The organism is Streptomyces sp. NPDC043812 (assembly GCF_056436245.1).
In genome coordinates this window covers 268410-290558 of sequence record NZ_JBWKCY010000007.1, presented here as the reverse complement: position 1 = coordinate 290558, position 22149 = coordinate 268410, and the positions used below count along the sequence as shown (strand labels likewise).

At 69.8% G+C, this 22149-nt stretch carries 20 protein-coding genes and 2 pseudogenes; 12 read left to right on the top strand and 10 right to left on the bottom strand.

The window, feature by feature from the left end:
- Positions 1-267 precede the first annotated feature (267 nt).
- Both AC067Z_RS13790 and AC067Z_RS13785 read right to left on the bottom strand, forming a co-directional pair.
- A complete protein-coding gene (locus AC067Z_RS13790; protein WP_478789684.1) occupies positions 268-795 on the bottom strand; it encodes a SixA phosphatase family protein in 528 nt (175 codons plus the stop codon).
- Positions 792-1595, bottom strand: coding sequence for a hypothetical protein (locus tag AC067Z_RS13785; protein WP_478789683.1), 804 nt, complete (start codon positions 1593-1595; stop codon positions 792-794). The genes AC067Z_RS13790 and AC067Z_RS13785 overlap by 4 nt, the downstream gene beginning before the upstream one ends.
- Positions 1596-1825: 230 nt before the next feature.
- Here AC067Z_RS13785 and AC067Z_RS13780 point away from each other — a divergent pair.
- Positions 1826-1969, top strand: a pseudogene (locus AC067Z_RS13780) (mechanosensitive ion channel family protein); the annotation flags it as partial.
- Between the two features lie 178 nt (positions 1970-2147).
- Here AC067Z_RS13780 and AC067Z_RS13775 read toward each other — a convergent pair.
- Together AC067Z_RS13775 and AC067Z_RS13770 are read right to left on the bottom strand one after the other, a co-directional pair.
- Positions 2148-2993 (bottom strand): SMP-30/gluconolactonase/LRE family protein, encoded by an 846-nt coding sequence (locus AC067Z_RS13775; RefSeq protein ID WP_478789682.1) that lies wholly within the window; start codon positions 2991-2993, stop codon positions 2148-2150.
- On the bottom strand, positions 2990-3766 hold the full coding sequence (locus AC067Z_RS13770) for an IclR family transcriptional regulator (RefSeq protein ID WP_478789681.1): 777 nt from the start codon (positions 3764-3766) through the stop codon (positions 2990-2992). The genes AC067Z_RS13775 and AC067Z_RS13770 overlap by 4 nt, the downstream gene beginning before the upstream one ends.
- 211 nt (positions 3767-3977) lie before the next feature.
- Between AC067Z_RS13770 and AC067Z_RS13765 the strand changes: the two genes are divergently transcribed.
- The 8 genes from AC067Z_RS13765 to AC067Z_RS13730 all read left to right on the top strand — a co-directional run bounded on the left by AC067Z_RS13765 (position 3978) and on the right by AC067Z_RS13730 (position 13897).
- Positions 3978-5132, top strand: coding sequence for a mandelate racemase/muconate lactonizing enzyme family protein (locus AC067Z_RS13765; protein ID WP_478789680.1), 1155 nt, complete (start codon positions 3978-3980; stop codon positions 5130-5132).
- A gap of 71 nt (positions 5133-5203) precedes the next feature.
- Positions 5204-6205: a zinc-dependent alcohol dehydrogenase gene (locus tag AC067Z_RS13760; protein ID WP_478789698.1), complete on the top strand. Its 1002-nt coding sequence runs from the start codon at positions 5204-5206 to the stop codon at positions 6203-6205.
- A gap of 137 nt (positions 6206-6342) precedes the next feature.
- Positions 6343-7347, top strand: a complete 1005-nt coding sequence (locus tag AC067Z_RS13755) for a hypothetical protein (protein WP_478789679.1) — start codon at positions 6343-6345, stop codon at positions 7345-7347.
- Positions 7348-7349: 2 nt separating this feature from the next.
- A complete protein-coding gene (chvE, locus tag AC067Z_RS13750; protein ID WP_478789678.1) occupies positions 7350-8453 on the top strand; it encodes a multiple monosaccharide ABC transporter substrate-binding protein in 1104 nt (367 codons plus the stop codon).
- A gap of 78 nt (positions 8454-8531) precedes the next feature.
- Positions 8532-10073, top strand: a complete 1542-nt coding sequence (gene mmsA, locus AC067Z_RS13745; RefSeq protein WP_478789677.1) for a multiple monosaccharide ABC transporter ATP-binding protein — start codon at positions 8532-8534, stop codon at positions 10071-10073.
- A 4-nt stretch (positions 10074-10077) separates the two neighbouring features.
- Positions 10078-11334, top strand: coding sequence for a multiple monosaccharide ABC transporter permease (gene mmsB / locus AC067Z_RS13740; protein ID WP_478789676.1), 1257 nt, complete (start codon positions 10078-10080; stop codon positions 11332-11334).
- Between the two features lie 40 nt (positions 11335-11374).
- Positions 11375-12541 (top strand): aldose epimerase family protein, encoded by a 1167-nt coding sequence (locus AC067Z_RS13735; protein ID WP_478789675.1) that lies wholly within the window; start codon positions 11375-11377, stop codon positions 12539-12541.
- Positions 12542-12640: 99 nt separating this feature from the next.
- Positions 12641-13897: a D-arabinono-1,4-lactone oxidase gene (locus AC067Z_RS13730; protein WP_478789674.1), complete on the top strand. Its 1257-nt coding sequence runs from the start codon at positions 12641-12643 to the stop codon at positions 13895-13897.
- A 60-nt stretch (positions 13898-13957) separates the two neighbouring features.
- On the opposite strand, the gene AC067Z_RS13725 is transcribed toward AC067Z_RS13730, so the two are convergent.
- Entirely contained in the window at positions 13958-14110 is a 153-nt protein-coding gene (locus AC067Z_RS13725) for a hypothetical protein (protein WP_478789673.1), read from the bottom strand.
- Positions 14111-14477: 367 nt separating this feature from the next.
- Between AC067Z_RS13725 and AC067Z_RS13720 the strand changes: the two genes are divergently transcribed.
- Positions 14478-14936 carry a nuclear transport factor 2 family protein gene (locus AC067Z_RS13720; protein WP_478789672.1) on the top strand — a complete coding sequence of 153 codons (459 nt, stop codon included), beginning with the start codon at positions 14478-14480 and terminating at the stop codon, positions 14934-14936.
- Between the two features lie 272 nt (positions 14937-15208).
- On the opposite strand, the gene AC067Z_RS13715 is transcribed toward AC067Z_RS13720, so the two are convergent.
- Together AC067Z_RS13715 and AC067Z_RS13710 are read right to left on the bottom strand one after the other, a co-directional pair.
- Positions 15209-15520 carry a hypothetical protein gene (locus AC067Z_RS13715; protein ID WP_478789671.1) on the bottom strand — a complete coding sequence of 104 codons (312 nt, stop codon included), beginning with the start codon at positions 15518-15520 and terminating at the stop codon, positions 15209-15211.
- A gap of 242 nt (positions 15521-15762) precedes the next feature.
- A pseudogene (locus AC067Z_RS13710) lies at positions 15763-16200 on the bottom strand (IS5 family transposase); the annotation flags it as partial.
- Positions 16201-16485: 285 nt separating this feature from the next.
- Here AC067Z_RS13710 and AC067Z_RS13705 point away from each other — a divergent pair.
- Positions 16486-17169, top strand: a complete 684-nt coding sequence (locus AC067Z_RS13705) for a hypothetical protein (RefSeq protein WP_478789670.1) — start codon at positions 16486-16488, stop codon at positions 17167-17169.
- A gap of 204 nt (positions 17170-17373) precedes the next feature.
- Here AC067Z_RS13705 and AC067Z_RS13700 read toward each other — a convergent pair whose 3' ends face one another.
- A complete protein-coding gene (locus AC067Z_RS13700) occupies positions 17374-17841 on the bottom strand; it encodes a MarR family winged helix-turn-helix transcriptional regulator (RefSeq protein ID WP_478789669.1) in 468 nt (155 codons plus the stop codon).
- Between the two features lie 59 nt (positions 17842-17900).
- Here AC067Z_RS13700 and AC067Z_RS13695 point away from each other — a divergent pair, with 59 nt between their 5' ends.
- Positions 17901-18422, top strand: a complete 522-nt coding sequence (locus AC067Z_RS13695; RefSeq protein ID WP_478789668.1) for an SgcJ/EcaC family oxidoreductase — start codon at positions 17901-17903, stop codon at positions 18420-18422.
- Between the two features lie 75 nt (positions 18423-18497).
- On the opposite strand, the gene AC067Z_RS13690 is transcribed toward AC067Z_RS13695, so the two are convergent.
- Together AC067Z_RS13690 and AC067Z_RS13685 are read right to left on the bottom strand one after the other, a co-directional pair.
- Positions 18498-19028, bottom strand: a complete 531-nt coding sequence (locus AC067Z_RS13690) for a GNAT family N-acetyltransferase (protein ID WP_478789667.1) — start codon at positions 19026-19028, stop codon at positions 18498-18500.
- A gap of 113 nt (positions 19029-19141) precedes the next feature.
- On the bottom strand, positions 19142-21826 hold the full coding sequence (locus AC067Z_RS13685; RefSeq protein ID WP_478789697.1) for a SpoIIE family protein phosphatase: 2685 nt from the start codon (positions 21824-21826) through the stop codon (positions 19142-19144).
- Between the last annotated feature and the right edge of the window lie 323 nt (positions 21827-22149).

Genomic DNA, 22149 nt, shown 5'->3' with positions numbered 1-22149 from the left:
GAGCGAAGCCTACGCCGGGGCGGTCCGCTGCACAGCGCCGCGGTGTCCTCGACCCGCTCCGCCGGGTGGGTCGAGGACACCGGGGAGGAGGCCGGCGTGCCCGTCGGCGGCCCGGGCCTCGCACCCAGGCGAAGGACGCAGCGTCGCCCAGGGGACTGCCTCTGCTGTCCCAGGCCGATCTCGACGGAGCCGCCGAGCTGGTGGAAGTGTCGTCGACCACGCTCTCTGGAGGAGTGCATGTGGCTGACGCCTGCTCTTCGGATCAGGTCAGGGCTTCGTCCCGCGGGGCACGACCATCTCTGTCAGCCGGGCGGCACCCGGTTCGAGGGCCGACCATGGGCCGGGGACGCGCAGCACGGCGATGGCGGACGTGGGGAACTTCGTACGTGTCTGCTCCAACGCGTGGCCGTCCGCCTGACCGGCAAGCAGCAGAACCAGCTCCTGCAGGCCGGGATTGTGTCCGATCAGCATCAGCGTCCGTACGTGCGCGGGGACTTCCCGTGCCACGGCGAGCAACTCCGGGGCGCTCGCCCCGTAGAGGCGTGCGTCGTGGATCAACTGCGCGTCGGTCTCCAGCTCTGCGGAGGCGAGCTCCCACGTCTGGCGGGCACGGCGTGCGGTGGAGCACACGACGAGGTCGGGAACGCAGTCGGCCTCGCGCAGTCGGCGGCCTGCGGCCGGGGCGTCGCGCCGGCCACGCGGGGCAAGTGGTCGTTCGTGGTCTGCCACGTCGTCGGGCCAGGCGGACTTGGCGTGCCGCAGCATGACCAGGCGCCGGGAGTCGGCCGCTGTCATGGCGTCTCCGGCCGCTGGTGACCGACCTCGCTCACGAGGTCCAGTCCGAGGACGCGGTCGAGATGGGCGAAGGTCTCGAACTTGGCGCCCGCCGGCACGTCCGCGTCCCTTTCCACGCTGCGCAGCATGTCCAGCACGGCAGGGACGTCCAGATCGTCGGCGAGTGCGGCATGAGCCTGTCCCAGCAAGGCGGCGGGGATCGGCTTGGACGGCTCCTGCGCCCAGGAGGACACCTTGCGCCGCCACTGCCGCAGTGCTTGCTGCGCCTCGGCGAGCGCGGTGGGGGTGACCGTGACCGGCGTGCGGTACGGGTGGCCGAGGAGCAGCATCCTCACGGCGAGCGGTTCGGCCGGCTCAGGAGCGCTCTCGTCCGTCGGACCTGGGGCGCCCTCGTTCGGGGGCGCCGCGGTGACCCGGCCCACGTCAATGCGGACACCGTCGACGGCGTCTGCGGGAGTTCCGGGAGCGAGCACGTGGACAGAGGACGGAACACCGAGCGTCCCGGTCGGTTCGTGGGCACCGACGGTGGCGGGCGGGTGGACGCCGAGGGAGGCCATGGCACGGTCGAGCGCCTCGACCTGCTCCTGCGGCAGGTCCGGTCTCGTGAGGGCCGTGAGTGTCTGCAGTCCGTGCAGCTCCGCGGTCCGCGCCAGTACGTCGCCGACGAGCGGTGCACGCAGGTCCGTCGGACCGATGTGGGTGGGGACGACCGGCAGGTGAACGCAGATGTGCAGCAGGTGGCGATGCCCGGGGGGAATCTCCACGGGGATGTCGGTGCGGGTGTCGGCGATACGCAGCATGCTGCGGAGGTTAGTCGTGGAAACCTCCGGTCTCCGGTAAGGGCGGCGCGGTACGCGGGTCCGGTCGGCGAGCCCCTGCCCTCACGCGCGGTACGCGCGTCCGGTCGGCGAGCCCTTGCCCGCATACGCCTGTCTCCCGCCATCGGCCGATCGCGACGACCGTGCCGAGGAGCTCCGCCGGGTTCGGCCGTCACGGCCTCCGGGGGCACACGGGAGACGGGCGCTGACGCAGCGACCAGTACCGGACCACGCACGAGTTCATCAAGCGTCTGCACGGTCGCTTTCGCGCCGAGGACATCAGCATTCCCGCTCCGACGCGGACGATTGCGCGGCAGGGAGAGTCGCCGATCCCCCACCAGCGCTCCGCCCAGGACCCGCTGAGTGCGGCAGTCCTCAACGACTCCGGGGCAAGGCGTCCGGAGTGCAGCGCCGGATCCTGTGATCGTGGCGCACGCGTGGCGACAGCCGGCCGTGCCGCCTGCGTCGCCCAGTTGTCCGTGCCGTGCCCTCCGTCGGGGAATTCGTTCGCCGGCCCGGACCGTCAGGAACGGGTCAGCCCCCGAAGGGCGTTCCGGGCAGCCCCTCGCCCGCGTCCGGCACCACCAGGAGCGAGCCCGACAGCGGGTGCGGCCGGGTCAGGCCGGTGCGAGCGGTGCTGATGTAGAGGTCGCGCAGCCCGGCACCGCCGAAGGCGCAGGCAGTGGCGCGGCTGACCGGGAGGGCGAGGGTGCGGTCGAGGTCGCCGTCCGGCGTGTAACGGCGCAGTTGGGCGCCGTCCCACAAAGCGACCCACACACAGCCGTCGGCATCGACGGTCAGGCCGTCCGGGAAGCCGGCTCCTTCCTCGATGATCGCCAAGGGGCGCCGGTCGACCGGGAGTTGGCCGTCCATCCGGCAGACGTCGATGCGGCGGGTGGGGCTGTCGATGTAGTAGACGAGGCTCCCGTCGGGACTCCAGCCCGTTCCGTTGCTGACGGACACGGTGGGGAAGAGCTCGGTGGCGGTGCCGTCGGGGGTGATGCGGGACAGGTTGCCGCCGCCGGTCTGCTCGTCGTAGCGCATGGTGCCGGCCCAGAGGGAGCCGTCGGGCGCGACGGCCGCGTCGTTGCCGCGGCGGCCGGGTACGGGGGCGCGCACGAGCCAGGAGAACGCGCCGTCCGCGTCGTACAGTGCGACGCCGTCGCGGAGGTTGACGACAAGGCCGCCGTCCTCGCGTGGCTTGGCCGCGCCGACGTGCTGTTCGGCGGCCAGCACCGTCCGGCGGCCGCTGCCCGGCTCATAGGTGTGGATACGGGATCCCAGGATGTCCACCCAGATCAGCCGCCCGGTCGCCGGGTCCCAGGTGGTGCCCTCACCCAGCGCGGCCGACTCCCTGACCGCGACCTCGACGGCCGTCACCGCGCGACGCCGCGGTGGCCGAGGCTCACGGAGAGGTCGCCCGCGCCCTTGGCGGCCAGCTCGGCGAGTTCGGCCTCGCGCTCCTCGGACCAGCGGATCATGGGGACGGAGATGGACAGGGCGGCCACGACGCGGCCCGAGCTGTCGCGCACGGGAGCGGCAACGCAGCTGACGTCCGGATTCGACTCGCGGTGTTCGGTGGCGATGCCGCGCTCGCGGATCTCGGTGAGGGCGGCGCGCAGTTCGTCGGGGTCGGTGATGCTGTTGTGGGTCATCGCGGCCAGTTCGCCCTCCTCTTCGATGCGGAGGTCCAGCTCGGCGGCCGGGAGCGCGGCGAGGAGCATCTTGCCGACCGAGGTGCAGTGCGCGGGGAGCCTGCGTCCCGCGGCCGAGACCATGCGGACCGCGTGGGTCGAGTCGACCTTGGCGATGTAGATGACGTCAAGGTCTTCGAGGATCGCGACATGGACCGTCTCGTCGCATGTTTCGGCGACCTCACGGGCCACCCGCTGTCCCTCGGCGGCGAGGTCGAGCTGTTCCGCGTAGCGGCTGCCGAGCTGGTACGCGCGCACCCCGAGGCGGTAGCGGCCGGGCTGTTCGGACATGGCCACCAGGTAGGAGCGGGCGGCGAGCGTGGTGACCAGCTCGTGCACTGTGGTGCGCGGGAGTTGGAGCTTGCGGGTGATGTCCGGCGTGGAGAGCGTTCCGTCCCCCTCCAGGAACAGTTCGAGTATGTCCAGCGCCCTGGTCACCGCGGGGACAAGACGTCCCATGGCCCTCACCCACCCTGTTCGAAATTCCGACCATTGGCCGATATGACGAACACAGGCTAGTCACAGCTCTGTTCACGGGGCAATGGTTCTGCAGAAACGACTGCTGTGCACCCCATTGACACCGCCCGGAGGGCCTGAATACGGTCGCGCCAACATTTCGAACGCATGACGAAATCTCGAACGACCGGACCCAGACCTAGGGGCAACTGCCGTGCGCATCACGGGAATCAGTACTCATGTCGTCGGGACCCCCTGGCGCAATCTCACCTACGTCCTCGTCCACACCGACGAGGGCCTCACCGGCGTCGGCGAGACCCGCATGCTCGGTCGCACCGACGCACTGCTCGGCTATCTCCGCGAGGCGGAGGCGAACCACATCGCCGGTTCCGACCCGTTCGCCGTGGAAGATCTCGTACGTCGCATGAAGTACGGCGACTTCGGGCGGGCCGGCGAGATCGTCATGTCCGGCATCGCGGTCGTCGAGATGGCCTGCTGGGACATCAAGGGCAAGGCGCTCGGCGTGCCGGTGTGGCAACTGCTCGGCGGCAAGGTGACCGAGAAGGTCAAGGCGTACGCGAACGGCTGGTACACGACCGAGCGCACCCCGGAGGCGTACCACAAGGCGGCCCAGGAGGTCGTGGCGCGCGGCTACCGTGCCCTGAAGATCGACCCGTTCGGGACCGGGCACCTCGAGCTCGGTGCCGAGGAGACCCGGTACGCCGTGTCGCTGATCGAGGCGGTACGCGACGCCATCGGGCCGGACAGCGAGCTGATGCTCGAGATGCACGGGCGGTTCAGTCCCTCGACCGCGGTGCGGCTCGCCCGCGAGCTGGCGCCCTTCAAGCCCGCCTGGCTGGAGGAACCGGTGCCGCCGGAAAACCTCAAAGCCCTGGAGAAGGTCGCGGGGAAGGTGGACATCCCGGTCGCTACCGGTGAACGGATCCATGACCGGATCGAGTTCCGGGAGCTCTTCGAGTCGCAGGCCGCCGACATCATCCAGCCGGACCTCGGACACATCGGCGGCATTCTGGAGACCCGTAAGCTGGCGGCGACCGCCGAGACGCACTACATGCTCGTCGCCCCGCACAACGTCGGCGGCTCGGTGCTCACTGCCGCCTCGCTCCAACTGGCCGCCTGCACCCCGAACTTCAAAGTCCTCGAGCACTTCAACGACTTCGCGGACGCGGAGATCAAGAAGGTGGTCAGGGGCGCGCCCCAGGTCGACCCGGAGACCGGCTGCTTCGACGTTTCGCATGCCCCCGGGCTCGGTGTCGAGCTGGATGTGGACGCCGCGGCCGAGTTCCCGCAGCAGAAGGCCCACTTCGACCTGTGGGCCGAGGGCTGGGAGCAGAGGGCGCCCAGGTGAGTCACGCCCCGAGCGAAGCGAGCCGCCTCCCCGGCGGGGACGACCGCTCCCCCGGCGGGGTCAGCCGTTCCCTGGTCATCGAACGGCCGGGCGTCCACCGCCTGGTGCACGGCGATGTGCCGGAGCCGGGACCCGGCGAGGTCCTGGTGCGGATCGCCGCCGCGGGGATCTGCCTGAGCGACCGCGAGGTCTACGACGGGCATCGCGACGCCGCCTATGTCAGCTATCCCGTGATCCCCGGCCACGAGTGGTCCGGGACCGTCGAGGCGGTCGGCGAGGGTGTCGACCCCGTGCTCGTCGGCCGAAAGACGGTGGCCGAGGGTTTCCGGGCCTGCGGGGTCTGCGAGCGCTGCCGGTGCGGCGAGACGAGCCTGTGCACAGGCGGGTACGCCGAGACCGGGTTCACCGAGCCGGGCGCGTTCGCCGACCGGCTGACCGTGCCCGCACGGCTGCTGCACCCGCTCGACGACGACGCCGACCTGCGGGCCGCCGCCCTCCTCGAGCCGGCCGCGGTGATCGCCGCGGCAGTGCGGGCCGGGCGCCCCAGCCCCGGCGAGCGGATCGCCGTCGTCGGTGCGGGCACCCTCGGGCTGCTCGCGGTCCAGCTGCTTGCCGCCCGCTCGCCCGCCGCGCTGACCGTGATCGACCCGCGGGCCGAACGCGGCGAGCAGGCGCGGCGGTTCGGAGCGAGCGAAAGCCTGTCCCCGGGTGCTGCCGAGGCCGGGGCGCGGGGCCGCTTCGACCTGGTCGTCGAGACCGCGGGGGCGCCCACCACCGCCGCCTCGTCCTGCCTCCTCGCGCGCCGGGGCGGCAGGGTGGTGCTCACCGGGATGTTCACACCGGGAGCCACCGGCATCGACCCGGTGCACCTCTCACTGAGCCAGTTGGAGATCCGCAGCGTCTTCGGCGCATCCTCGTCCGCCTGGTCGGACGCGGTGCGGGCCTTCGGCCTCGGACTGCTCGATCCCGCACCTCTGATCACCCACGAGTTCCCGCTGGAGCGGTTCGACGAGGCCATCGCACTGGTCGGCGGCGGTGACCCGAAGACCGGGAAGGTACTGCTCCGCCCCTAGGTCCTGTCCGGACAGGGCCTAGCCATCGGCGGGACGTGGCCGCCTGACCGCCGCCGCGCCGGCGTACACCGATCGATCCGCACCGCCGCGCGCCCATCAACTCGAACCTCGTCCGAAATTTCGAACATGGGAGTCCCGTGATCGCCCCGTTCTCACCCCGCCGCCCCGGCGCCGGCGCCTTGGCCCGTATCGGCCATGTCGTGCCGGCCCTGGACCCGGCCGACGCCTCCGCGCACTCCTTTCCCGACGGCGGCACCTGGCGCACCGAGATCCCCTCGGTGGAGGGCCCCGAGGCGCTGTCCGTCGTCCTCAAGGAGAGTTCACGCCTGCATGTCCCGATCCACCGGATCAGCCAGGGCAGCGGCGTCTGGATGCTGTCCGACTCCGAGATCACCGAGATGGTCGAGGCGGCCGGCGAGCGCGACATCGAGCTCTGCCTGTTCACCGGCCCTCGCGGCACCTGGGACACCGGCGCGTCCGTGCGCACCGACTCGCGCGGCGCCGGGCTGCGTGCCCGCGGCCACGACGCGCTCGCCGGATGCATCGAAGACGCCGTACGCGCAACCGAGTTGGGCGTCACGTGCCTGCTCGTCGCCGACGAGGGCGTGCTGTGGGCGCTGCACCGCGCCCGCCTGGCAGGCGTGATCCCGGCCGGCACCACGCTCAAGGTCTCCGCACTTGTCGGACCCGTCAACCCCGCCTCGTACGCCGTGTACGAGCAGCTCGGCGCGGACTCGCTCAACGTCCCCTCCGACCTCACGCTCGCCCATGTCACCGAGATCCGCCGGGTCTCCCGCGCACCCATGGACATGTATGTCGAGGCGCCGGACGACCTCGGCGGCTATGTGCGGATGTACGAGATCGCCGAACTGATCCGGCGCGGCGCACCCCTGTATCTGAAGTTCGGCCTGTCGAAGACGTCCGGGATCTACCCCTACGGGGCGCATCTGCGCGACCTCACCCTCGACACCGCACGCGAGCGTGTCCGCCGTGGCCGCCTCGCCCTCGATCTGCTGGCCCGGCACGGAGCGGACGGCGGCATGTCGCCGCTCGGCTCCCGCCTGCCCGGCACGCTGAACCGCTTCAGCACGACCACCACCGTTGACAACGTTCCAGGCGACGAGACCGAGAAGGACTCCTGATCATGCGTATACGTACCGCGGCAACCGCCGCAGCCTGCTTCGCCCTCAGCCTCTCGCTCACCGCCTGCGGCCAGGACAGCTCGGGCGGCAGCGAGGAGAAGAAGGACACCAAGGACGCCACGGTCGGCATCGCGATGCCGACCAAGTCGTCCGAGCGCTGGATCGCCGACGGCAACAACGTCGTCAAGGACCTCAAGGCCAAGGGCTACAGGACGAAGCTCGTCTTCGGCGAGGACGACCCGGACCAGCAGGTCTCGCAGATCGAGAACATGATCACGCAGGGTGTGGACGCGCTGGTCATCGCGGCCATCGACAACAAGTCGCTGGACAACGTCCTGCAGCAGGCCGCCGACGCCGAGATCCCGGTGATCTCCTACGACCGCCTGATCCTCAACTCGCAGCACGTCGACTACTACGCCTCCTTCGACAACGAAAAGGTCGGCAGGCTGCAGGGCACCTACATCGTGGAGCAACTCGGCCTGGACAAGGGCGAGAACGGCCCGTTCAACATCGAGCTGTTCGCCGGCTCCAACGACGACAACAACACCCGCTACTTCTTCAACGGCGCGATGAAGGTGCTGAAGCCGTACATCGACAAGAAGCAGTTGGTCGTCCAGTCGAAGCAGACCGAACTCAACCAGGTCACCACCCTGCGCTGGGACGGCGGCACCGCCCAGCGCCGCATGGACGACCTGCTGACCTCCTCGTACGGCGGTTCCAAGCGCGTGGACGCGGTGCTCTCGCCGTACGACGGCATCTCGATCGGCATCCTCTCCGCGCTCCGCGGCGACAGCTACGGCACCACGTCCAAGCCGTGGCCGGTGGTCACCGGGCAGGACGCCGAGGTCGCCTCGGTGAAGTCGATCATCGCAGGCGAGCAGCGGCAGACCGTCTACAAGGACCTGCGCCGGCTCGCCGAGGTCGCCACCGGCATGGTCGACGCCGCCCTCAAGGGCGAGAAGCCCGAGACCAACGACACCAAGTCGTACGACAACGGCGCGAAGGTCGTCCCCTCCTATCTGCTCGACCCGATCAGCGTCGACAAGAACAACTACAAGAAGGAACTGATCGACACCGGTTACTACAAGGAGAGCGACCTCACGTAGCCGGCGCAGTCGACCATCCCCGGCTCCGGGCTTCTGCGCCCGGGGCCGGGCCCACAAGCGACAGAGGAAGGCACGACCATGGCGGGACCCGTCCTGGAAATGCGCTCGATCGTCAAGACGTTCCCCGGTGTCAGGGCGCTCTCGGACGTCACCCTGACCGTCCGCCCGGGCGAGGTCCACGCCATCTGCGGGGAGAACGGCGCCGGCAAGTCCACCCTGATGAAGGTCCTCTCCGGCGTCCATCCGCACGGCAGTTACGAAGGGGACATCCTCTTCCAGGGCGAGCCGTGCCGGTTCAAGGACATCACGGCGAGCGAGCAGCGCGGCATCGTGATCATCCACCAGGAGCTCGCCCTGGTGCCCTACCTCTCCCTCGCGGAGAACATCTTCCTCGGCAACGAACACGCAACGCGCGGCGTGATCAGCTGGCACGAAACACTGCGGCATGCCTCGGAGCTCCTGCGCCGGGTCGGACTCGACGAGAATCCGCAGACCCGGGTCGCCGACATCGGCGTGGGCAAGCAGCAGCTCGTGGAGATCGCGAAGGCGCTCTCCAAGGAGGTGAAGCTGCTGATCCTCGACGAGCCGACGGCGGCGCTGAACGACGAGGACAGCAGCAAACTCCTCGGCCTCATCCTGGAGTTGAAGGCCCACGGCATCACCTCGATCATCATCTCGCACAAGCTGAACGAGATCGCACGGGTCGCCGACTCCGTGACCATCATCCGCGACGGGCGCTCCATCGAGACCCTGGATGTGAAGGCACCGGAGACCACCGAGGAGCGCATCATCAGCGGCATGGTCGGCCGCGACCTCGACCACCGCTTCCCCGAACGCACTCCGCACCAGCCGGAGCAGGGCACGGCACCTGCCCTGGAGATCCGCGGCTGGACGGTGCACCACCCGATCGACCAGCACCGCAGGGTCGTCGACAACGTCACGCTGCATGTGCGCCGCGGCGAGATCGTGGGCATCGCGGGGCTCATGGGCGCGGGCCGCACCGAGCTCGCGATGAGCGTGTTCGGGCGCACGTACGGGCGCTATGCGGGCGGCACCGTCCTCAAGGACGGCAGGGAGATCCGCACCAAGACCGTCCCCGAGGCGGTGCGGCACGGGATCGCCTACGTCACCGAGGACCGCAAGCACTACGGGCTCAACCTCATCGACACGATCGGCCGCAACATCTCCCTCAGCGCACTCGGCAAGGTCGCCAGGCGCGGCATCGTCGACGAGCACGAGGAGCGGCAGGTCGCCGAGGGCTTCCGCAAGAGCATGAACATCAAGGCGCCGACGGTCGCCGAGCGGGTCGGCAAGCTGTCGGGCGGCAATCAGCAGAAGGTCGTCCTCAGTAAATGGATCTTCGCGGGTCCGGACGTACTGATCCTGGACGAGCCGACCCGCGGCATCGACGTGGGCGCCAAGTACGAGATCTACATGGTGATCGACAAGCTCGCCGCCCAGGGCAAGGCCATCGTCTTCATCTCCTCGGAACTCCCCGAACTGCTCGGCATGTGCGACCGCATCTACACGATGTCCGCCGGCCGGCTGACCGGCGAGGTGTCGCGGGCGGAGGCCACGCAGGAAGTGCTGATGCGTCAGATGACGAAGGACAAGAGGTAGCAGGATGCGTACGAATCTGACGGCCCGGACTCCGGCGGACGCCCCGCTCCCGTCCGGTGACGGCGCTGGTCGCGGCAAGGCCGAGGGCGGGCTGCTGGGCCTGCTCCTGGAGGGCCTGCGCCGCAATATGCGGCAGTACGGCATGCTGATCGCGCTCGGCCTGATCGTGGCTCTGTTCACCGTGTGGACGGGCGGCGACCTGCTGCTGCCGCGCAATGTCTCCAACCTGGTGCTGCAGAACAGCTACATCCTGATCCTCGCGATCGGCATGATGCTCGTCATCATCTCAGGCCACATCGACCTGTCGGTCGGCTCGCTCACGGCCTGCGTGGGCGCGGTCGCGGCGGTCCTCATGGTGCAGCATCATGTGGCCTGGCCGATCGCGGTCGCCCTGTGCCTGGCCCTCGGCGCGGCCGCGGGCGCGATGCAGGGCTTCTTCATCGCGTATCTGGGCATACCCTCCTTCATCGTGACGCTGGCGGGGATGCTGCTCTTCCGCGGCGCCACCGAGATCGTCCTCAAGGGCCAGACGCTCGGCCCCTTCCCCAAGGGCCTGCAGACCATCGCCAACGGCTTCCTGCCGGAGGTCGGCCCGGACAGCAACTACCACAACCTCACCCTGCTGCTCGGCTTCGTCCTGATCGCGTTCGTCGTCATCCAGGAGATGCGCGACCGCAGGCGGCAGCAGGAGTTCGCGCTCGATGTGCTGCCCGCGAAGATGTTCGCACTCAAACTGACCGCCCTGGTCGCCGCCTTGCTGACCGTCACCTTGCTGCTCGCCAGCTACAAGGGCGCCCCCGTGGTGCTGCTGATGCTGGCTCTTCTGGTCGTCGGCTTCGGCTATGTGATGCGCAACGTGGTCATCGGCCGCCACGTCTACGCCATCGGCGGCAACCTGCCCGCGGCGAAACTCTCCGGCGTCAAGGACAGGAAGGTCACCTTCCTGGTCTTCCTGAACATGGGCATGCTGGCCGCCCTCGCCGGGCTGGTCTTCGCGGCCCGCTTCAACGCCGCCTCCCCCAAGGCCGGCACCAACTTCGAACTCGAGGCGATCGCCGCCTCGTTCATCGGCGGCGCCTCGATGAGCGGCGGCGTCGGCACCGTCCTCGGCGCGATCATCGGCGGTCTGGTCCTCGGTGTACTCAACAACGGCATGAACCTCGTCGGCGTCGGCACGGACTGGCAGCAGGTCATCAAGGGCCTGGTCCTGCTTGCGGCGGTCGGCTTCGACGTGTGGAACAAGCGCAAGGTCGGTTCGTAGGCAACGCAGAGGTATCCCACTCCCCCTTCTGGAGCCACGCATGGAAACGAGCAGACGCACTGTGATGGCAGCGGCCGCGGCGGCGGGACTCGCCGCGACCACCCTCGGCACCACCACCGCACACGCGCACGCCCCCGCTTCGCACGGCGGCCGGCCCGTGAAGGAGCTGTTCGGCAAGCTCGCCGACGGTACGAAGGTCTATCGCTGGTCGCTGGCCAACGGCGGCACCCGGCTGAAGGTGCTGTCCTACGGCGGCATCGTGCAGTCCCTGGAGACACCCGACCGGCACGGCCGGTACAAGAACGTCTCGCTGGGTTTCGACACCCTCGAGGAGTACGTCGCCTCCAGCCCGTACTTCGGCGCGCTCATCGGCCGCTACGGCAACCGCATCGCCCGGGGACGGTTCACCCTGGACGGCAAGGCGTACCAGCTGTCCGTCAACGACGGCGAGAACAGCCTGCACGGCGGGTCCAAAGGCTTCGACAAGCGGGTCTGGGACGTGGAGGCCTTCACCTCCGGCTCGGACATCGGCCTGGTCCTGCACCACACCAGCGGCGACGGCGACATGGGCTACCCGGGAACCCTCAGGGTCAAGGTGACGTACACCCTGACCCGGCAGGGCGACTGGCGCATCGACTACGAGGCCCGCACCGACAAGGCCACCGTCGTCAACCTCACCAGCCACGTCTACTGGAACCTGGCGGGCGAGGACAGCGGCACCATCCACGACCACGAGCTGAGCATCGCCGCCTCCCGGTACACCCCGGTCGACTCGGGCCTCATCCCCACGGGTGAGCTGGCGAAGGTCGCGGACACGCCCTTCGACTTCCGCCGGCCCAAACGGGTCGGCGAGGACATCCGGGTCGCACACCAGCAACTCCTGTACGGCAAGGGCATCGACCACAACTGGGTGTTGGACAAAGGCAGCACCAACAAACCGGAGCACGGCGCGATGCTGCGCGACCCGTCCTCGGGCCGCGTCCTGAGGATCGCGACGACCGAACCGGGCCTGCAGTTCTACTCCGGCAACTTCCTCGACGGAACGCTGGTCGGCACGGGCGGCACCATCCACCGCCAAGGCGACGCCCTGTGCCTGGAGACCCAGCACTTCCCGGACTCCCCGAACCAGCTAGCCTTCCCGTCCACGGTGCTGCGGCCCGGCGACACCTACCGCTCGACGACGGTGCACAGCTTCTCGGTGCGCTGACCGGACCGGCCCTCCGGGCACACGCCACCGCCGTGTGCCCGGAGTACAGGCCCGGCGCCTGGCGCGCCGACAGCAAAATCGCGAGGGAGGACTGCGCGGGTGAGCGTCACCAACTGGGCAGGCAACATCACCTTCTCGGCGGCGGATGCACATCGCCCCGGGACGCTGGACGAGCTGCGGGCGCTGGTCGCGGCCGGCGATCAGGTGCGGGTGCTCGGCACCGGGCATTCGTTCAACACCATTGCCGACGTGGACGGCCCGGAGGGGACGCTGCTCTCGCTTGCCGCGCTTCCCGCCTCGGTCGACGTCGACACGGCTGCGCGCACGGTGCGCGTCAGCGGCGGGGTCCGGTACGCGGAGCTGGCGCACCTGATCCACCGCCGAGGGCTCGCGCTGCCCAATATGGCGTCGCTCCCGCACATCAGCGTGGCGGGTTCGGTGGCCACCGGAACACATGGCTCGGGCAACGCGAACCAGTCGCTGGCCGCTGCGGTGCGCACGCTGGAACTGGTCACCGCCGACGGCTCCTCGCGCACGCTGAACCGCGGCGACGACGGCTTCGACGGGTGCGTGGTCGCGCTCGGCGCGCTCGGCGCGCTCGGCGTCGTCACCGCGCTCACCCTGGACCTGGAGCCCGCCTTCGAGGTGAGCCAGCACGTGTTCACCGAACTCCCGCTGGCCGCACTCGACTTCGCGGCGGTGAGCTCGGCCGCGTACAGCGTGAGTCTGTTCACCGACTGGCGTGCCCCGCGCTTCACCCAGGTGTGGGTCAAGCAGCGCTGCGACGGGCCGCCGCCGGCCTTCCCGTGGGCGGCGCCCGCCACCGAGCAGCTCCACCCGGTGCCGGGGATGCCGGCCGGCAACTGCACCGCCCAGCTGGGCGAAGCCGGGCCCTGGCACGAGCGTCTCCCGCATTTCCGGCCGGAGTTCACCCCGAGCGCAGGCGCCGAGCTGCAGTCGGAGTACCTGCTGCCCCGTTGCGACGCGCTCGCCGCGCTGCACGCCCTGGACTCGGTGCGGGACGCGATCGCGCCGGTGCTGCAGGTCTGCGAGGTACGTACGGTCGCCGCCGACACCCAGTGGCTCAGCCCGGCCCACGGCCGCGACACGGCCGCCGTCCACTTCACCTGGGTGCCGGACGCCACCGCTGTTCTGCCCGTGGTCGGCCTCGTCGAGGAGCGACTGGCGCCCTTCGGTCCTCGTCCGCACTGGGGCAAGGTGTTCCGCGTCCCGCCTGCCGAGCTCCGGACACGATATCCGCGGCTCGACGACTTCGCGGCGCTCGCCGACAGAGTCGATCCGTCCGGGAAGTTCCGCAACGCATATGTGCGCCGGGTCCTCGGCGCACTCGACTGAGCCGGCCCGCGTCCCGGCCGGCTCGTCGCCGCTCGCGGACCGCTCCCCGTGCCGCGCATATCACGCAACACCCGGTACTGCGGCGGACCGCGGGACGCAGTCGAGGATCACGTGGCCGAGTGCGGTCGTGTGCACATCGGCGACGTGCAGCCCGCTGTCGGAAGCCAGGGCTGAGTAGTCGTCCAGGCTGCGCTCCCGGCCACCCGCGAGCACCAGAGCGCTCCCACTGGTTCAAGGCTTGATGCTCACCACCACCCCCTCGCACCATCACCCTTCGCATAGCCGCAAGGAGGAACGAACCCGCGCCCCCGGAGGAAGACGCGCACCGGACGGCTGTCATGGACCGCCGCGCTCTCGGCCTCGACCGCCCGGGCCGGGCCGACGCGTCGCGTCCTAGCAGGCGGAGGTGTCACCGTCCCCGTTGGACGGGCGCAGGACGTGCGTGACGAGGTGTGCCGCTATCACTCTTGGCCGCTCATTACTCCCGGAGTAATCGACCGCCCCCCCTCTCCCCCGGCAGGATCGAGCACATCGACGGGAACCCCCGTCGGGATCCGGCCGCAGCTGCGAGGAGAGCACCATGTCCGTCAAGCCCACCGACACCACGGCGAGTTCAGCCACCACCGCGGGTTCCGTCGCCGAGGCAACCCGGGCAGCCGTACAGGAATTCCTTGCCGCCCGGCTGGCCGGGGACACCGGGCGGCTCGTCGCGATCTTCGCCGACGAGGTCGACTGGCTGCTCGCCGAGAACCCCGCCGTCCCGTGGATCCGCCCTCGGTCGACCGCCGCCGAATGCGCCGCCCAGTTCACGGAGCTGATGGAGCACACCGTGCCCGAGGAGGCGCGCGCCTCCGTCGACACCTTCCTCGTCGACGGCACCGACGCCGTCCTGATGGGACACGTGTCGGGGACCGTACGCGCCACGGGAAAGTCCTTCGACGGCCCGTTCGCGCTGCACCTCACCGTCGAGGGCGGCCGGATCACCCGGCACCACCTCTACGAGAACAGCCTGTCGATCGCCGAGGCCTGCGCCCCGTGAGCGTGCGGGCGGGCCCCCGGCGCCGCTGGCCGCCCCCGTCGAACACGGCTTCGCCCACCTCAAGAACTGACGCACACTCACCAACCTCCGCGCCGACCCCGCCCGCGCCACCCAGCTCCTGCGCGCACTGCTCGGCCTGACGAACCTCGAAGTCCACCGCTGACAGCCGACAAATGACCTTCAGCGCAGACTGCCGCCCACGACCAGCAGGAGCACCCCGACCGAACCTCACGGAAGAGAGGTTGACCAGCGACTTTCAAGATGGCGCACCCTCACTGGATCAGTTCGATGCGCGGATGGTCCGGGGACGCAGGGCAGGTGTGGAGTTGCAGGTTGTTGCCGCCGGCGATGCCGATGTTGGTGGGATTCCAGGGCGAGATGCCCAGGAGACGCGGGGCCGGGGTCGTCCGTTCCTCCTCGGCGATCCAGGTCTCGCCGGCGCCGTCCCATTCCCAGGAGGCGATGGTGAGGAGCGGGACCGCCTCGGTGCCGCACTCGGGGCAGGAGCGGTCGACGGGGTCGGTGGGGCTCCAGCGGGTCCAGCCGCCGGTCTTCCAGCCGGGGGCGTGGCAGAGGTTGTTCACGTAGAGCTCCTGCGGGTCGTCCGCGTACGAGCTGTACAGCGCAGAGTCGACCGTCTCCCAGCCTCGCCGTGCGCGCCAGCGGGGCCAGCTGAGGGAAGAGCACGGTCACGTCGACCGGCCGCGGTGGGGTGGTGGAACTCATCCGGGCTCCCGTTGGCGCGTACTGGGTGGAGTTTTCCTCGTGTGAGCTGTTGACAGGACAGGTCGGATCTCACCGGCAGGACGGTTTCCGACGTGGATGAGGTGCGCAGGCGGCGGAGGCGGATGAGGCTGCAGGCGAGTTCGAGCAGACCCTGATGGAGGTCGGCGCGTCGCTCGTAGCGGATGCGGAGCCGTTGGAACTGGTGCAGCCACGCGAAGGTGCGCCCGGCCACCCAGCGGACCTTGCCCAGCCCGGAGCCGTGGGTGGCGCCGCGCCGGGCGATCATGGGTTTGATGCCGCACTTCCACAGCAGGCGGCGGTACTTGTCGAAGTCGTAGCCCCGGTCGGCGTACAGGCGCCGGGGCTTGCGGCGAGGCCGTCCCCGCATGCCCCGGATCGTCGGGACCGCGTCCAGCAGTGCCACGAGCTGGGTGACGTCGTGTCGATTCCCGCCGGTGAGCGTGACGGCGAGTGGGCTTCCGTGGCGGTCGACGATCAGCCCTCGCACCCGGACCCCACCGGAGTGCTCGCCCGATCGCCCTGCGAGCAGCACGCACCATTGCGGGTTCACGCTCGTTGTTGCTTACGACAGCCGAACCGGCCATGACCACACCACCCGTCGGCAATCCTGCCGCGGAGCACGTCGAGCACCATGTCTGCCGCCACCGCCGGACCGCCCAGGACCCGCCATGAAATGCCCTCCCCCACCGGGGATCTGTGAGGAATACGCCCTTGCCGTGTCAGACAACACGCACCGGCCGTACCCTGCATCACAACACCGGCATTGCTCAACACCACATCCCCCACGCACCAGGAGCGCAACATGACACCGACAGCCAGCCCGGAGAGCAGCATCGAAGCGGCAACCGCCCTGCTCCGAGCCGAACTCCCACAGCTCGAGGACCAGCAGCAGGCCTTGGAGGAGGAACTTGCTGCCGTGTCCGAACGCCTGGAATCCGTACGGAGCGCCCTCACCGCCCTCAGCGCGCTGTCCGCCACAGCAGTCCCACAGCCCCGCACTCCCGCGGTGGAGCACCGAACACTCACCCCCACCGCGACCGAACATTCCCTCCAGACCACTGCGGAGGAGGATCCAACGCCCGAACCCGCACCGACAGTTGTCGCTGAGACCGCTCCGCAGAACACAACCGCACCTCGCAAGACACGTACGACCGCTGGCGGAACCAAGAGGAAGACTGCCCCCAAGGTCCCTGCCGCACGAACCTCCACACGTCGGCCGGCGAAGAAGGCCGCCACCGCCGTGACCAGAAGGAAGAAGACCGCCGCCGCGCCCGTCCCGGACACCAGCGGCCTCACCGACCAGGTCATCGCTGTCCTGCACCACACCCCCGACACCCCCCTGCGCGCACGCGACGTCGCCCAAGCCATCGGCCGCGACGACACAACAGGAAGCATCAACACCGTCCGCAGCACCCTCGACCGCCTCGTCGCCACCTCCCGTGCGCACCGTGCCGGCCGAGGCCTCTACCAGGCCCCCACCACCTGAACCCAGGCCCGCGAACGGCCGCTACCGATGCTCGGCTGCAGAACGGCAGCCACTTCACGCGCACACCAGGGCGCGACGCACAGTGCCGTAGCGAGGGTGTCCAGGTCGGTCGACACAAGCCGACTCCGGACACCCACGCCCCGTCTGCGCAGTCAATTCACCAACGGCGAGCGGGACATGCCGAGTCCCACCACCCCCGGCCGTTCATCCACTGATCGTGAGCCCCTTGAGGCGCGCCGTCTGTTCTTCCTGGACCCGGCGGGCTGTCTCCAGGAAGTCGATGATCGCAGCGAGCTGCTGCTCGTCGTAGCGCCGCAGCGCCGTCATTCCCGCCTCGCCGACGGGCCCGTACACCTCGCGCTCGGCGGCGCGGGCGGCCTCGGTGGCGGTGACCAGAACCCGCCGCCGGTTGACGGAGTCCCGGCTTCGGGTGACGTAGCCCGCTCGTTCGAGACGGTCGATGACGGTCGTCGTCGCCGCCGGGCTGAGCTTGGCCGCAGTGGTGAGCTCGCCGGCTGACACGGGCTCGTCGGCCAGGATCAGATCCAGGCAGCGCAGGTCGGTGCGGTTCAGCCCCAGCACGGCCGCGGCTGCTTCATCGAAGGCGTCGAAGCTCTGCTGGAGCTTCCTCATCCGCGCGGCGACGTCGGCCACGCCATCATCTTTCGACATTCGAAGCTTTCTGTTAGCGTAAGATTCGACAGTCGAAATGATAGCTCTCGGAGGACACCATGCCCACCAGCGACGAGCAGATCACGCAATTGTTCAAGCAGTTCATGCAGGCGTGGACCGACAATGACGCCGCCGCCTTCGGCGCCTGCTTCACCGACGACGCCGACTACGTCTCCTACGACGGCACCCGGGCGACCGGCCGACCGGCCCTCCAGGACAACCACGACCGCCTCTTCCGCGGCGTGTTGGCCGGCTCGGCGCTCGTCGGTGACCTGGAGACGATCCGGCACGTCGCCGCAGGCGTCGCCCTCGTCCACGGGACGGCATCGGTGCTGATGCCCTGGCGCTCCGAGCTGCCCAGGCGACGGCTGTCGCGGCAGACCCTCGTGGTCGTCCGCACCGAGCTGGGCTGGCGGATCTCCGCCATCCACAACGGTCGCGTGCGGCCGGTGACCATCCCCGCCCCGGACTCCTTCCCGTCCCGCATGTCACAGGCGATGAGCCGGATCGGCCGCCGCCTGGGTTTGGGCCGCCCCTCTCCCGGCACCCCGCGGACAACCTTGTCCGCCACCCAAGCCTGACACCGCGACGGACCGCTCAGGCCTGGACCACGCCGCCAACGTGGCCCACCGGAGCGGGCCCTCCAGGTGCCGGCGTCAGCCGACCCGCCGGGCCAGCACCTGTCCCGGCCAGGCCCCGGACAGGAAACGGTCGGTGGGGGCAAAGCCGTTGCGCTCGTAGAACGCGACCAGTTCGCCCCCGCCGCCCGCCCAGCAGTCGACCCGCAGCAGTTCCACTCCGGCCCGCCGGGTCTCCGCTGCGGCATGGGTCAGCAGCGCCGCCCCGACGCCCAGACCGGCGTACCGTCGGTCGGATACCAGCAGCCGGACGTACCGCTCGGGTTCCTCGGCCGGCGCGATCGGCATCTGCGGACTGGGCCCGGAGTCCAGCACCAGGGCTCCGACAGGTGTTCCGTCCAACTCCGCGATGTACGGGGCGTTCTCGGTCGTGTACCGCTCGACCCGCGCCACCCCGCCGGGCTTCTGCGAATACGGTGTCGTGCCCCACTGCTCGGTGTTTCCGCGGTCGTTCATCCAGGCCACTGCGCCGTCGAGCATGTCCAGAATGGCCGGTGCGTCGGCCAGGCTGCCGGGCCTGATCCGTATCCCATGTGTGGTGTCGTTCACGGCGGAAGCTTAGGCATGGCCAGCGGACCACGTGCGGAGAGCCCCCGAGTGGACCGAGGCCCGTGTGGTGCGCCGGAGTGGTCGCCCTCCACGGGGAACTGCCGGTCCGGCAGCTAGAGTTCCGCGTCGAGGACGTCGAGCCACGCCGTGCCGTCCACGCTCCCGTCGGATCGCGGCAGCGACAGCTCCGCCCAGATGACCTTCCCCCGGGGGGTGTAGCGGGTGCCCCAGCGTTCGGCCATTTGCGCGACGAGGAACAGGCCGCGGCCTCCTTCGTCCATCGTGGCCGCGTACCGCAGATGGGGCGACGTGCTGCTTCCGTCAGCCACCTCGCAGGTCAGGGTGCGGTTGCGCAGCAGTCGCACCCGGACAGGTGCGGTGCCGTAGCGGATAGCGTTGGTGATCAGCTCGCTGATCACCAACTCCACGGCGAAGGCGAGCTCGGACAGATCCCATTCGTCCAGCTTCTCGGCCACGGCGGCGCGCATCCCTGACACGGCGGCGGGATCGAACGGCATGTCCCATACAGCGACATGGTCGGGTGGTGTCGCCCGTGTGCGGGCGATGAGGAGCGCCACGTCGTCCTTCGGCCGGTCGGGCAGGAGCGCGTCGAGCACCGCCTGACAGCTGTCCTCCGGCGGCCGCTCGGGATGGGACGCCAGGGCCTGACGCAGCATCTCGATCCCGACGTCGATGTCCCGGGTGCGGTCCTCGATGAGCCCGTCGGTGTACAGGACGAGTTGCGTTCCCTCCGCCAGTTCCAGTTCAGCGGTCTCGTACGGCATACCGCCCAGGCCCAGGGGCGGTCCGGCCGGGATGTCGGGGAACGACACGCTCCCGTCAAGGTGGACCAGTGCGGGCAAGGGATGTCCGGCCCGCGCCATGACGCAGTGGCGGGAGACCGGATCGTAGATCGCGTACAGACAGGTGGCGCCCATGACCGCCGCACCGGCGGCCGCCTCCACCTCCTCCTGGTCGATGCGCCCGACCAGGTCGTCGAGGTGGCTGAGGATCTCGTCGGGCGGCAGGTCGAGTGTGGAGAAGTTGTGCACCGCCGTGCGCAGACGTCCCATCGTGGCGGCCGCGTGCAGGCCGTGGCCGACAACGTCGCCGACGACCAGCGCCACGCGAGTGCCCGGCAGCGGGATCACATCGAACCAGTCGCCGCTCACCCCGGAGAGCGCGGGCAGGTAGCGGTAGGCAACGTCCAGGGCACCCTGCTCCGGCAGGGCACGCGGCAGCAGGCTGCGCTGCAGAGTCGCGGCCAGGGTGTGCTCACGGGTGTAGCGGCGTGCGTTGTCGATACTGACCGCCGCCCGGGCGACCAGTTCCTCGGCCAAGGACAGATCGTCCTCCTCGAACGGCTGGGGCTCCTCCGAACGCCAGAAGTTGGCCATGCCCAGGATGACGCCCCGTGCCTGGAGGGGCACCGTGATGAGCGAATGGATGCCGTACTCGACGATCATCCGTGTCCGCTCCGGGTCCTGGGCATGCCAGCCGGTCGCGGCGGACAGGTCGGGCACCAGCTCCGACCGGCCGCTTCCGAAACCCCGTGCCTGCGGTGTGGAGGGGAGGAAGTCGATCAGGCGGTCGCGTTCATAGAGGGGATGGTCGTCCCGGATTCCGTGGACGGCGGTGCGGCGCATGTCCGTGCCCGCACCGGCCGGCTCCTCCCCGCGCAGCACCGGGTCGGAAAGATCGACGGTGACGAAGTCGGCGAACCGGGGGACGGCGACCTCCGCCAGTTCCTCGGCCGTGCGCACCACGCCGAGGGTGGTACCGATGCCCAGACCGGCGTCGTAGAGCAGTTTCAGGCGCTCGCGGGCCGTCTCCGCCCTGCCGGACAGCGCCCGCAGCTCCGTGGAGTCACGCAAGGTCGCGACCGTCCCCTTGGGGCCACCGTGGCGATCCGTGGGCCGTTGGTTCACCGCAAGCAACCGCTCCCCCGCCGGATGCACCTCGTCCGTGGCCACGCGGCCCGAAGCCAGCAGCTCCACCGTGCCGGGATCCAGGCTGTGCAGCTCCGAGACGTGGCGCCCCTCGGAGTCGGGGGGCAACTCCAGAAGCCGCCTGGCCTCGTCGTTCGCCAGCAGAAGCCGACCGTCGCTGCCGACGATGAGCACACCTTCGCGGACGGCGTGCAGCACTGCGTCGTGATGCTCGTACATACGGGTCATCTCGGCCGGACCCAGACGGTGGGTCTGCCTCCGCAGCCGCCGGGCCACCAGCGCCGTCCCTGCCGTGGCCAGGGCGAGAGCGGCCGCTCCGGCACCGAAGATGATCGGCAGCTGCCGGTCCACCACATTGGTCACGTTCTTGACCTTCAAGCCGGCGGACACCAGGCCCACGACCTTGCCCCGGCGATCCTGGACGGGAACGACCGCCTGCACCTCGTGGCCGAGCGGGCCGTCGACACTCTCTGTGTACACGCGGCCGGCCACCGAGGGCTCGATGGTGCCGACGAACCTCTTCCCGATCCGGTCCGGCTGGGGATGCGTGTAGCGGATCCCCTTCGTGTCCATCACCACGATGAAGTCGACCCCGGCCGCCTTCCGCCCCGCCTCGGTGAGGGGCTGGAGCACCTTGGAGGGATCGGGGGTCCTCAGCGCGGCCAGGACGCCCGGCGAGTGCGCGAAGGTCTCCGCGACGGCGATGGAACGGTGCTTCGCCTCCGTGCTGCTGTCGTGCCGGGACTGCAGCACCAGCGCCAGCACCGCGATCGCCACAAGCAGTACCACCACAGCCACCTGCAGGGCGAAAACCTGTCCGGCGAGGCTCCGGGGATGCTTGTCGGTCAGTGACCGAACCGGTGCGCTCCGGAATCGGTCGAAACGTGTGACCACATTGACCTTTCTAACACCGCGAGGTGCTCGGCGGCCAAACTGACAACAGCACGGCAACAACCGCCGCGAGACCCGGCACAGCCGCCACAGCGAGCCCGAACCACCGACCGGGGCTTCCCTGCCCCGCCGCGAGGCCTGGCTTGGTCGCTCGCCGGCCGCACATGTCCGCCCGCGGCACGCGGCTGCGAGATTCGGTGCAGCCGTCCAAGGCCGAACCTCCTGGTCACCCTCCTATGACATCTGAAGGAGATGAGTTCACCCAGGTCAGTTCGCCCGAA

What these genes read in the sequence shown, in the direction of transcription:
- AC067Z_RS13790 (WP_478789684.1), bottom strand. Translation starts at nt 795, where the DNA reads ATGACAGCGGCCGACTCCCGGCGCCTGGTCATGCTGCGGCACGCCAAG.
- AC067Z_RS13785 (WP_478789683.1), bottom strand. Translation starts at nt 1,595, where the DNA reads ATGCTGCGTATCGCCGACACCCGCACCGACATCCCCGTGGAGATTCCC.
- AC067Z_RS13770 (WP_478789681.1), bottom strand. Translation starts at nt 3,766, where the DNA reads ATGGGACGTCTTGTCCCCGCGGTGACCAGGGCGCTGGACATACTCGAA.
- chvE (WP_478789678.1), top strand. Translation starts at nt 7,350, where the DNA reads ATGCGTATACGTACCGCGGCAACCGCCGCAGCCTGCTTCGCCCTCAGC.
- mmsA (WP_478789677.1), top strand. Translation starts at nt 8,532, where the DNA reads ATGGCGGGACCCGTCCTGGAAATGCGCTCGATCGTCAAGACGTTCCCC.
- mmsB (WP_478789676.1), top strand. Translation starts at nt 10,078, where the DNA reads ATGCGTACGAATCTGACGGCCCGGACTCCGGCGGACGCCCCGCTCCCG.
- AC067Z_RS13735 (WP_478789675.1), top strand. Translation starts at nt 11,375, where the DNA reads ATGGAAACGAGCAGACGCACTGTGATGGCAGCGGCCGCGGCGGCGGGA.
- AC067Z_RS13720 (WP_478789672.1), top strand. Translation starts at nt 14,478, where the DNA reads ATGTCCGTCAAGCCCACCGACACCACGGCGAGTTCAGCCACCACCGCG.
- AC067Z_RS13705 (WP_478789670.1), top strand. Translation starts at nt 16,486, where the DNA reads ATGACACCGACAGCCAGCCCGGAGAGCAGCATCGAAGCGGCAACCGCC.
- AC067Z_RS13700 (WP_478789669.1), bottom strand. Translation starts at nt 17,841, where the DNA reads ATGTCGAAAGATGATGGCGTGGCCGACGTCGCCGCGCGGATGAGGAAG.
- AC067Z_RS13695 (WP_478789668.1), top strand. Translation starts at nt 17,901, where the DNA reads ATGCCCACCAGCGACGAGCAGATCACGCAATTGTTCAAGCAGTTCATG.